This is a genomic window from Shewanella marisflavi, from assembly GCF_002215585.1.
GTDB lineage: Bacteria > Pseudomonadota > Gammaproteobacteria > Enterobacterales > Shewanellaceae > Shewanella > Shewanella marisflavi.
The window spans coordinates 3,496,226-3,507,771 of record NZ_CP022272.1 but is presented as its reverse complement, the minus strand read 5'-3'; the positions used below and the strand labels follow the sequence as shown (position 1 = coordinate 3,507,771).

3 protein-coding genes are annotated in these 11,546 nt (G+C 53.3%); 2 read left to right on the top strand and 1 reads right to left on the bottom strand.

Features of this window, described 5'->3' with window-relative positions; genetic code table 11:
• The first annotated feature begins 51 nt into the window (after nucleotides 1-51).
• Together CFF01_RS15470 and CFF01_RS15465 are read left to right on the top strand one after the other, a co-directional pair.
• Entirely contained in the window at nucleotides 52-5,175 is a 5,124-nt protein-coding gene (locus CFF01_RS15470; protein WP_088905393.1) for a S8 family serine peptidase, read from the top strand.
• A gap of 220 nt (nucleotides 5,176-5,395) precedes the next feature.
• Nucleotides 5,396-7,060 carry a methyl-accepting chemotaxis protein gene (locus CFF01_RS15465; protein WP_088905392.1) on the top strand — a complete coding sequence of 555 codons (1,665 nt, stop codon included), beginning with the start codon at nucleotides 5,396-5,398 and terminating at the stop codon, nucleotides 7,058-7,060.
• A 69-nt stretch (nucleotides 7,061-7,129) separates the two neighbouring features.
• Here CFF01_RS15465 and fdhF read toward each other — a convergent pair whose 3' ends face one another.
• Complete coding sequence (gene fdhF / locus CFF01_RS15460) at nucleotides 7,130-11,362, bottom strand: formate dehydrogenase subunit alpha (protein WP_088905391.1); 4,233 nt, start codon at nucleotides 11,360-11,362, stop codon at nucleotides 7,130-7,132.
• Between the last annotated feature and the right edge of the window lie 184 nt (nucleotides 11,363-11,546).

Genomic DNA, 11,546 nt, shown 5'->3' with positions numbered 1-11,546 from the left:
TGCAAATAAAAAATCTCATCAGGGCATAACTAAAATAAGGTGGACAGTTTCATGAGAGTGAAAACATTAGTAACAGCTGTGGCGGCAGCGCTCTATAGCGCCGGCATGGTGCAAGCGGCAGCAGTGTCGCCAGGTAAGGTCGAAAGACTCGAGCCACTGAAAATTACCGCAGAGCAGGCGAAGCAGCTCAACGCTGCTAGTGCGCAACAGGTTAACCTGTTGCAAAACGACGGCCTTAACGTGCAGATCGCTCGCCAAAGCGATAAGTTCGTTGTCGAAGAGGGTTTGACAGGGGAGCACGTTTATATCGTCAGACTCCATCAGAAGCCCCTGGCACAGGCGGGCGCTAACCTGCTGGCTCAAGGTGGCAGTGAGCGAAACACTGTTAAGACTAAACCCGGTGAGGCCAAGTTGTTTGTCGCTGGTCAGCCGGTAAATCGCGAGATTAAACAGTATCGCGATCAGCTACTGAGCAAGCAGCAAGCCGTGATTGCCGAGTTGTCGGCTACCCTTGGCGATCGCTCTGTGCGCCAGCAGTTTACTAATGCGGTCAATGGTTTCTCTATGGCCATGACTCAAGAAGAGGCTCAACGCGTATCGCAACAGGCCAATGTGGCCTCTGTTCGTCGCTCTAAGACCTATGACCTGCTGTCCGATGTCGGCCCAGAGCTAATCGGTGCGGACAAGATCTGGACAGGTACTGTGACGGATTCTTTGCCCTACAAAGGGGAGAATGTGATCGTCGGTATTATCGATACCGGGGTAAACACAGACCATAGATCTTTTGCCGATGTCGGCGATGATGGTTATGACCACCAGAACCCTTGGGGCGCTGGCCAATATGTGGGTGACTGTTTGAAAGAGGGCTTCGAAGGCCTGTGTAACGACAAACTCATTGGTGTACGCTCCTATCCTGTGATCACCGACTTTTTTACCAGCGGTGAATATGGCGACACTCGCCCAGCAGTGGGTGAAGATTATCAGGGACACGGCTCTCACGTGGCCTCTACCGCCGCGGGTAACGTGCTGTTAGATGTGGACTTTGTTAATCCTGCACCGGGCGCCGTCAACGATGGCAGCGTGGTCAAAGAAGCACTCTTCCCGCGCATGAGTGGTGTGGCACCTCACGCCAACATCATCTCTTATCAGGTCTGTCACCCATCAAATGAAATCAATCGCGGCTGTCCGGGTGAAGCCCTGATCGCTGGTATCGAAGATGCCATCAGCGATGGTGTGGATGTGATTAACTTCTCTATCGGTGGCCAGGACTCTCATCCTTGGAGCGACGACGTGGAACTGGCGTTCCTGTCTGCTCGCGAAGCCGGGATCTCAGTGGCGGCTGCGGCAGGTAACTCTGGCCAGCCTCAGGGATATCAAGAATATTTCGGTGCCATCGATCATGCCTCACCTTGGTTGATGAACGTGGCGGCGAGCACTCACTCGCGTGAGATCTTGGTTGAGACCAAGCTAGTCGATCCTGTGGGTGGCAGTGAAATGCCGCGCTGGAGCGAGATCGTCGGCGGTGCGGTGAACACCAGCTCGGTAACGGGTTTAGTGGTGAAGGCCAGCGACTATGGCGATGAATATTGTGGCGAGCCATTCCCTGCAGGTACCTTCGATCTGACTGATGCGGGTGGTAACCCGAGCGATGTGATCGTGGTATGTAAGCGTAACAATCTCAACGATCCTAATGGTATTGCCCGTAACGCCAAGGCCGACAACATTAAGGCGGGCGGCGCCGATGGCATGATCATGTACAATTATGCCAATGCCGACGCCATCGTAAAGACGGCGGCTTATTCAGTGCCTAGCATTCATATCACCAAACAAGAGTGGGATGGTCGCTGGGACAACGGCATGTCGGGTTACGGTCTGAGCGATTGGTTAGCTAAAGGTAGCGACCATGTGCTAACCATCTCTGAAACCTTGATCGATCGCGACTTAGATCCTGAGCGCGCCGATTGGTTGGCAGCCTTCTCGTCTCGTGGCCCTAGCCCGTCGACACCAGAAGCCCTGATCCCGGCCGTTGCCGCCCCTGGCGTTAACATCTATGCGGCCTTTGCCGATGAGCATCCGTTTGTAAGCGGCGGCGCCTCGGGCGACTTTGCCTTCCTGAGCGGTACATCTATGGCATCGCCGCATGTTGCCGGTGCCATGGCACTGCTTAAGCAGGCTAAGCCAAGCTGGAGCGCTACCGAGATTCAATCTGCGCTGGCAATGACCGCCGAGAACAAGGTGCAGTACCGCAGACTCAATGATGAGAATGGTGATGTGGTCCTGGCGTCGACCTACCGTGCTGGTACAGGCCGTATCAATGTGGCCAATGCTGCCAAGGCTGGCTTCATCATGGATGAGACAGTGGATAACTTTAAGGCTGCCGATCCGCAAAACGGTGGCGCGGTGCACAAGCTGAATATCCCTCAGCTAGTGAACTTCGAGTGTAAGCCACAGTGTCAATGGATCCGTACCATTAAGGCCACCACAGCGGGTAGCTGGAGTGTGACCCATGATGACGTGATTAACTGGGCGTTTGATTCTCGTTCACAGATGTCACAAAACGGTGTGTCTATTAAGGTAACGCCGAGCGAGTTTACCCTGGAAGCGGGCGAAACCTTGGATATCGTGGTCGAAGCGTCGATCATGGATACCCAAGATTGGTTCAGCAACGCGGAAGTAGAGCTGCACTCTAACCTGATCTTCACCGAAACCAGCGGCGCGGCGTCTGAGGCGCACTGGCCAGTGGTGTTCAAGTATGACAAGAACGGCATGCCAGGACGTCTGGCAGCAACGGCTCACCGCAATGATGGCAATGCGATCATCAAGGGGATCAGCCTGCCGGAAGGCGACAACATCCAAGGTCGCATCTTTACGCCGGTGAAGGCGGATGTGAAAACCATCACGCTGCCGAAGGATAACGATGCTAGCTTCCCTTGGAGCAGCAATGCCGATCAGAGCGTGCCGATGGAAGAGCGCTTAGATGAGGCGACTCACGTGGAGATGATTCAGGTGCCGGCTAATGCTCGTCGTTTGATGGTCGAAACCTTTGGTACCACAGAGAGTGAACTGGAAGGCTCCTTAGATAAAGGTAATCTGCTGGTTTATGTGGGTAAGGACTATAACGGTAACGGTAAGGCGGATCCGTTTGAAGAGTTACTGTGTGTCTCTAACCACATTCAGTACAACAACTTCTGTAACATCAACCAGCCAGAAGAAGGCCAATATTGGGCACTGTTCTACAACCCAAGAAAGGGAGCGGCGCAGAACAACTACTATGACGCGATGGAAGAGACCTTCGAATTTGCGACAACCGTAGTGACTGACGATGTAGCTGCTAACATGAGCCTGGAAGTACCTGCCAGCAATGGTCAGGATCCGGTGGATATCCAGGTGAACTGGAACATACCTGAGATGGTTGAAGGCGATGTTTACTACTCACTGATCGACTTTGGCAGTTCAGAGATCAACGCTGGCAACATAGGCAAGGTGGCCTTTAAGCTTGAGCGTGGTATTGATGATGTACATCTGGATGTGCCGCAAACCGGTGCCCATCTGGGTGAGCAGGTGCCATTCACCTTCGAGGTTCAGCCTAACGATAGTGGTGCGGATCGCGCCTTTACCATTAGCGCCGATATCCCAGCAGGCCTAAGCCTGAATGCGGAAGATGTATTGACCTCATCTAAAGAGATAGTGACAGATATCACGGTAGAAGATGGCAAGCTGACCATTAGCGGTATTCAGCCTAATACGGCGGATGTTGAAGCTAGCTACAACATAACCACTAACTTAGAAGATGCCATGTGCCGTACGCCGAACTTTGGTAACTCGAATCCGGGTGGCTATGTGGATCTCGAAGAGTTCCGTATCTACCCACTGTTCAGCGGTTTCGCACCGGTTGAATATGATGCCAATGGTCGTGCCATCAATGGTAAGGACAACAACATCCTTTACCGTAAAGGGATTGCCCTGCCTATCGATATGATCTTCAGTGGTCGTTATGACAGCTTCCATCTGTATAACAACAGTGAAAACCTCAACGTAGGTAAGCAAAATGCACTGGATATCCATGCTCACGGCATAGTGTCGCTATGGGAAGGCCAACCTTTCTTCTTCCCATATCATGATATCTTCCCGTATAACAGCTTCCCTTACGAGTCGATCGGTATGATGTGGCGTGGTTTCGAGGTGCTTGATCCTAATGCACCAAAAGCTATCTTGTCGGCACCACTGGTGAATAACTGGAGCGAGCGTTCAGGTATTTCGATTGCCGTTACCCAAACCGGTTGGGGTATTCTGGAATATGATAATGCACGTACATACCTGCCAGCGGGCCGTGATGCGAACCGCGTTTATCAGTGGCAAGAGCTGGATGACAGATTCGACTTCGAGCTAATCTTCAACGTCAACACCCGTCATGGTGATGGTGAGTACGAGATGATGATGGCCTATGACAATCTGGACTTTGGTTCACAAGATGGTCGCGGTTCTGTGGGTCTGCAAGGTTTCCGAGGCGCGCTGTATCAGTATGGTCCTTTGGAGAAGCTTCTTGGCGAGCAGTTCAGCTATGGAGAGTTAGATAAGAAGCTGTCTGATGGCCTGGTTATCTGTTACGACTATGTGGGTCCTGAGTCATCACAGTTCGAGGTCACCGCTTGGACTCGCGTGAAGGACAATGCCGCCGGTCAGGATCTTACGGTTAACGCCGTGAGTCAGGTAGAAGGCATGGCCGATATCAACATGAGCCATACGGTAAGTGTTGCGTCTAACATTAGCCTAGGCTCAATCGCCGACCAGAGTGTCGCTGAGAACACTAGCCTGGAAGGTATTACCGTGATGTACGCCGATGAGCAAAACAGTGTTAACCAGATCACTGTGACCGGTGAGCATATCACTGCGGTCGTCGACGGCCACACCTCTGGCAGCGAAATCACTATCACACCAGAAGAAAACTTCTATGGTGAGGTAGAAGTCACTGTCACAGTGAGTGATGTGGAAAACCCAAGCGATGCAGCATCGACCAGCTTTATGCTGACGGTTGTCTCTGATGGTGTTGAGCCACAGCCTGAGCCAGAAGTTCAGCCAGAAGTTGAAGAGAGTAGTGACGACGGCGGTGCACTAGGCTTTGGTGCCCTGATGCTGCTGGTATTTGCTGGTCTGCGTCGCAAGGTTGCACGTTAATCGCCACAAGTAGTCATTAGGGTCACTTCGACCTAAATCATTAACTTAAGTGATCGCCAGTATTCTAGGGATGGAATACTGGCTTTTTTTATTCTCGGGGGCTGGGAGCGGGGGAAGTAATATTGATCTATTACAATTTATTTCGTATTAGCCACTGACATGAGTACTTTTTGACTATATTTTACATATGTATCGAATCAATTCCCTTTTGGAGATAAGTATGTGGCAATTAAGAATGAAGAATAAGCTGTTGGTATTTGCTCTCCTGCCTCTGATATTAAGTTTTATACTTTTAGTTTCAATTACCTACAATTTGGAATCTAACTCTCTCGAAGAGAATATGGAGACCTTTAAAACCAGTCTTTACAGCGAACGTAAGGCGCAGCTAAAAGATCAGGTCGATATCGCCCTAGACATAGTCTCACACCAGGTATCACTAGGGGCGGAAGGCGACGTCAACAAGGCGCTGCGCAATGTGCGTTTTGGTAGCGCTGGCTATTTCTTTATTTATGATTTTGACGGTTACAACCGTTTTCACGCCGTTAATGCTGCTTTGGAAGGTACGGCGCAGATTGGCATGACAGACCCTAATGGTAAAAAGATCGTCGTTGGTTTAATCGATGCGGCTAGAAGCGGTGACGGATTTTTTATGTACGACTATGCCAAGCCAGGCGTCACAGGCTTAGTGCCTAAGATTGGCTATGCCGCTACAGTGCCGGGTAAAAACTGGATCTTGGGTACAGGTGCCTACACCGACGATATCGATGCTCAAGTGGAAAGCTATCGTGAGGTGATGACCAAGCATATGAGCGAGAAGGCGATGATGATCTTGGCCTTTGCCTTGGTGCTGGTGGTGATCACTGCCGTGGTGATGTTGGTGGCGGCTCAGCGTATGGTTAACCCTATTCATAATATGGTGCAAAACCTTGAAGATATTGCCAAAGGTGAAGGGGATTTAACTAAGCGTCTCGACGTGCAGGGGGTGGATGAAATTGCCATGCTTGGCCGCGCCTTCAATCAGTTTGTCGATAAGCTACAGGGGATCATCAAGGATGTGGCCAGAGCCACGGTCGAGGTGAAAAACGGCGCGGATAACATCTCATCGCAGACGTCGGCCATGGCGCAGCAGCTGATCAGTCATAACAACGAGACAGATCAAGTAGTGACAGCCATTACCGAGATGTCGGCAACCGCCTCAGAGGTGGCCATGAGCACAACTCAGGTGGCCGAGGCGACTCAGGCGGCGACTCAAGATGTGGGTAACGCCCAGCAGTGTGTCGACAGCTCGCTACATGAAGTGTCGACCCTGATGTCTGAAATCGATATGGCCGCCGGACACATCAACTCGCTCAATGAGCAGTCACAGAAGATCAACAGTGTGCTGAGCGTGATCGGTGGCATTGCCGAGCAAACTAACTTGCTCGCCCTGAATGCTGCCATCGAGGCAGCCCGCGCCGGTGAACAGGGTCGAGGTTTTGCCGTGGTGGCTGACGAGGTACGTAGCCTAGCCAGTCGCACTCAGGCCAGCACCTTAGAGATTAACGAGATGCTGTCTGAATTGCATAACCTGGTATCGCTGGCCGTCAGCAGTATGGAGTCGAGCCAGCAGAGTTGTCATCGTTCGGTGACCTCGTCGCGGGCTATATCTGATAGTTTAGGAGCGGTAACCTCTGCTGTGACCTCAATCAATGATATGAGTACTCAGATTGCGACAGCCGCCACAGAGCAAAGCTCAGTGACCGAGGAGATCAACCGTAACGTGTTTGCTATTCAAGATATCGTCAATGAGCTGTTGCAGGCGAGTAACAGCGCCTCAGATACCAGCCAGACATTGGCTAATGAGGGACGCACTCTAGACAGCCTGGTAGGACAATTTAAGGTGTAGCGAGTGTTATAAATAAGAAGGCCGCAACTCATGTTGCGGCCTTTTTTTATGGCCTGAGCGCTAGCCAGCCTATGACCAGGTTATCGCCTCGCTGGTCTTGTCGACTCTGACAGCGCAGATCTTAAATTCGGGGATCTTGGCCACTGGGTCGAGCACATTATTGGTGAGCTTGTTAGCCGCCGCCTCTGCAAAATGGAACGGCAAGAACAAGACGCCAGGCTGGGCACGACGGGTGACAAAGGCCGCGATATTGATGCTGCCGCGACGGGTCGACAGGGTCAACATATCGCCATTGGCTATCTGCAGGCGATCGGCGTCTATGGCCGACATCATCACCCTAGGTGAACCCAGCTCGTTGAGGCCTGCGGTCTTGCGGGTGAGCGTGCCTGTGTGGAACTGCTCCAGCAGACGTCCGGTCGACAGGGTGAAGGGGTAATCTTCACAGGGCAGTTCGGCTGGCAGTCGATAACTTACCGGCTGCATCTTGCCTTTGCCGCGGGTGAAGCTTTGCTGATGCATTAATGGTGTGCCGTCATGCCCCTTTTCCGGGCAGGGCCACTGCTTGCCCAGCAGACCGCGTTCGCTATTGGGGTCGGTATCCTGCCAGTCGATGCCATGATACTGAGGCGTCACCTGAGTCAGTTCCTGCCAGATCGCCTGCTCGTTGTCATAGTGCCAATCGGCCTGCATCAGCTTGGCGATATCTGTGATGATCTGCCAGTCGGGTCTAGCCTGACCTGGGCTGTTAATCGCCGCCTGCAGTCGCTGTACCCGGCGTTCTGTGTTGGTGAAGTGCCCTTGCTTCTCGGCGAAACTGGCTGCCGGTAACACCACATCGGCCAGCTGCGCCGTTTCAGTCATAAAGATATCTTGCACGATCAGCAGCTCGGCCGACTCCAGCCCTTGCATCACATGGGCTTGATCCGGGTCGCTCAGTACGGGGTTTTCTCCCATGACATAGAGCGCCTTAAGCTTGCCATGAGCCAGAGCGTGCATCATCTCGGTGGCGGCTAAGCCGATTTGATTCGGTAGATTCTCCTGCTGCCAGGCGCGTTTGAATTTCGCCTGAACCTCAGGATCGGTCACCTTCTGGTAGCCGGTGAAGTAGTTGGGCAGTGCGCCCATGTCACAGGCGCCCTGAACATTGCTCTGACCGCGCAGTGGGTTAATTCCAGCGCCTTCAATGCCTATGTTGCCACACAGGAGTTGCAGGTTGGCAATGGCGGTGACGTTGTCATGGCCCGAGGTGTGCTGGGTGATCCCCATGGCGTAGTAGATAGCGGTTTTCTCAGCTGTACCTATCATCTTGGCCAGACGCGCTATCTCATCGGCGGTGACCCCAGTGATCTTGGCCGCATTGTCTAGGCTATAATCTGGCTTCATCACCTCGACAAAGAGCTCGTCGAAGCCTTCGACCCGGCGACTGATGTAGTCGCTGTCGTGCCAGCCATGCTTGATGATCTCCTGCATGATGGCGTTGAGCAGCATGACGTCGCTGCCGGGGCGGTGACGCAGGTAGAGTTCGGCGCTGTCGGCAATGCTGACCCGCTTAGGATCGGCGACCACTAACCGGGCGCCATGTTGGCTGACCGCCTGTTTGATCTTGGAGGCGATGATGGGGTGCGCCGACTCGGTATCCGAGCCTAGGATAAAGATAAGATCCGAGAATTTTATCGACGGAATATCATTGGTCATCGCGCCGCTGCCCAGACTCTCTTGCAGGGCGGTCACGGTCGAGGCATGACACAGGCGCGCACAGTGATCTATGTTGTTGGTGCCAATAACACTTCTAAACAACTTTTGGAACAGATAGTTATCTTCGTTGGTCGCCTTGGCCGAAGCTAAGCCTGCAATGGCGTTGCCACCATGTTCTGCCTTGATGCGGTTAAGCTTGTCGCCGATAAAGCTTAGGGCTTCAGGCCAGCTAACGGGGACTAACTCGCCTTGCTTGCGCAGCAGTGGCTGGGTCAGGCGTTGCTGGCTATTAATAAAGTCGAAACCGAAGCGGCCCTTGACGCAGAGCATCCCCTCGTTGACCTCGGATCGGCTGTCGCCGGAGACGCGTTTGATCTCACCTGTCACGGCATCGCTATGGATGATGACACGACAGCCCACGCCGCAATAGGTGCACACGGTTGAGGTCTGTTTCAGTTCGCTCTTAACGCCCTGGCGCTTGTATCTGGCATCGGTCAAGGCGCCAGTTGGGCAGACCTGAACACAGTTGCCACATTGTACGCACTGGCTGTCGGCCATGATGGCGCGAAAACCGGCGCGAGGTGCCTGACGGCTAGGTTCTGTGGCGACTTCCTGGGGCAGAGCCAGGTAGCTGTCGGGCTCAAAACTGATCGCCTTGTGTCCCGACTGTTGGTGACAAACGGCGACGCAGGCGCCGCAACTGATACAACGATTAGGATCGAAGTTGATAAAGGGGCTGCTGGTATCCTGAGTAAAGGCGCGGTGGCCTTGCTTATCTAGTGTGGCACCGTCGATACGGTATTCGGTGGCGTAGTCGCGCAGGGCACATTCGGTATTGGCCTGACAGCCGCACTCCAGACAGCGGGCGGCTTCGAGCATCGCCTCTTCATCGTTAAAGCCCAGCTCTATCTCATCGAAGTTGCTGAGGCGTTTATTGATCGCCAGCTCTGGCATCTTGGCCTTGGCTTGCAGCAATCTGTCAGGGAAGTGTTGCTCATCTGGCTTTTGCTTGTCCTGCTTTTGCGAATTAAAGGGGGCTTGTGTGAGTTCGCAGCTTAGCTCGCCACTGAGTAGCTTCTCGATAGCATTAGCCGCCTTACGACCGTCGGCTACTGCCGCGACCGCAGTCGCTGGACCTGTGCGCGAGTCGCCTAGTACAAAGAGTTTCTCGACTCCGGATGACATAGTGTGTTCACAGCCGGAGAAGGTGTTCCAGCGGGTCAGCGCCACCTCACCGGTGGAGAGCTGGCTTTCAGGGTGGATCAAAAACTCCATGTCTGGTGTCTGGGAGACGGCAGGGATAACGGTATCAAAATCTTCGGTAAAGGTTTCGCCAGTTGCCTTAGGTGAACGTCTGCCCGATGCGTCTGGCTCGCCCAGGCACATCTTTTCAAAGGTGACGGCTGTGACACGGCCATCGGCATCGCCATGGTTTTCCACTGGGTTGGTGAGGAAGTAGAAACGCACGCCCTCATGTTCCGCCTCTTCGATCTCATAGTCTTCTGCCGGCATCTCGTCTCGGGTACGGCGATAGACAAGCGTTACCTCGGCGCCTTTACGCAGTGCGGTGCGGGCGCAGTCGATAGCCGTGTTACCGCCGCCGATCACAGCCACTTTCTTGCCTGTATGGTAGCGGTTTTCCATGCAGTGATCTTTGAGGTAATCCACTCCCAGGTAGCAGCCTTCAAGGTCCACGCCTGGATAGTTCATGGGCACCGCCTTTTGGGCGCCAATGGCGAGACAGACGGCGTCGAATTGACTGATTAACGCCTTGAGGTGGATATCTTGGCCAAGACGGGTATTGGTCTGTATCGTGAGGCCGTTTTGGCACAGTAGGTCGATCTCTTTGTCGAGAATTGCCTTAGGAAGACGGTACTCGGGAATACCATATCTTAGCCAGCCGCCCGCCTGGGGCATGGATTCATAGATGGTGACCTCGTGCCCGGCATTCGAAAGGTAGTAACCGGCGCTGATGCCGGCAGGACCGCTGCCTATGATGGCGACCTTTTTACCGGTAGCGGGGGCCTTGGGCGGCACATAGGTATCGTCGCTGTCGAGATCGAAATCGGCGGCGTGGCGTTTAAGTTGACGTATAGCCAGGGGCTCATCCAGTTCGCCGCGTCGACAGGCGGATTCACAAAAGGCTGGGCAGACACGGCCGATAGAAAGCGGCAGGGGCAGGGTCTGTTTGATCACCTTGACCGCTTCTTTATGGTTCCCTTGGGCGATATGCAGTAGATAGGATTGTACATCCACACCGGCCGGACAAGCCTGCTGGCAGGGGGCTTCGCAGTCGGCGAAGTGATCGCTCAGCAGATGTTTCAGCGCACTCTGACGGCGTTTACTGAGTGCGGCGGAGTGGGTGATCACTTCTAGTGGCGCTTGGATCTCAGTTTTACAGGCCTTGACTGTGCTGATCTGGCCGTTGGCATCGCGCAGCTCTACATAGCAGAGATTGCAATCCTGTTTGCCTTCGAGCTTGTCGTCCAGTTGTTTACCCAGATGACATAAATTTGGGATCGCTATACCCGCTGCTTTGGCGCAGGTTAACAGATCGTCGCCCCGGTTGGCTTTGACGATTTGACCGTCGAAGGTGAGTTCTATCATTGTAGGGACCTTTTATTAGAATCTAAGCGTTAGCTAGGTAACCTTGGTCTCGATGGCAAATCTATTTTTAGGTGAATGCTTATAGGTAAATTAGAGAAACAAGGTTTGCTTGAGTATACCTAGAGCCCTTTTCGCCACAGGTCTTAGTAGTGATTTTTTGTGCTGCATTTGCAGTGTTGTTCAC

Excerpts from the sequence above, each read along its gene's own strand:
- fdhF (WP_088905391.1), bottom strand. The coding sequence starts at position 11,362 with ATGATAGAACTCACCTTCGACGGTCAAATCGTCAAAGCCAACCGGGGC.
- CFF01_RS15465 (WP_088905392.1), top strand. The coding sequence starts at position 5,396 with ATGTGGCAATTAAGAATGAAGAATAAGCTGTTGGTATTTGCTCTCCTG.
- CFF01_RS15470 (WP_088905393.1), top strand. The coding sequence starts at position 52 with ATGAGAGTGAAAACATTAGTAACAGCTGTGGCGGCAGCGCTCTATAGC.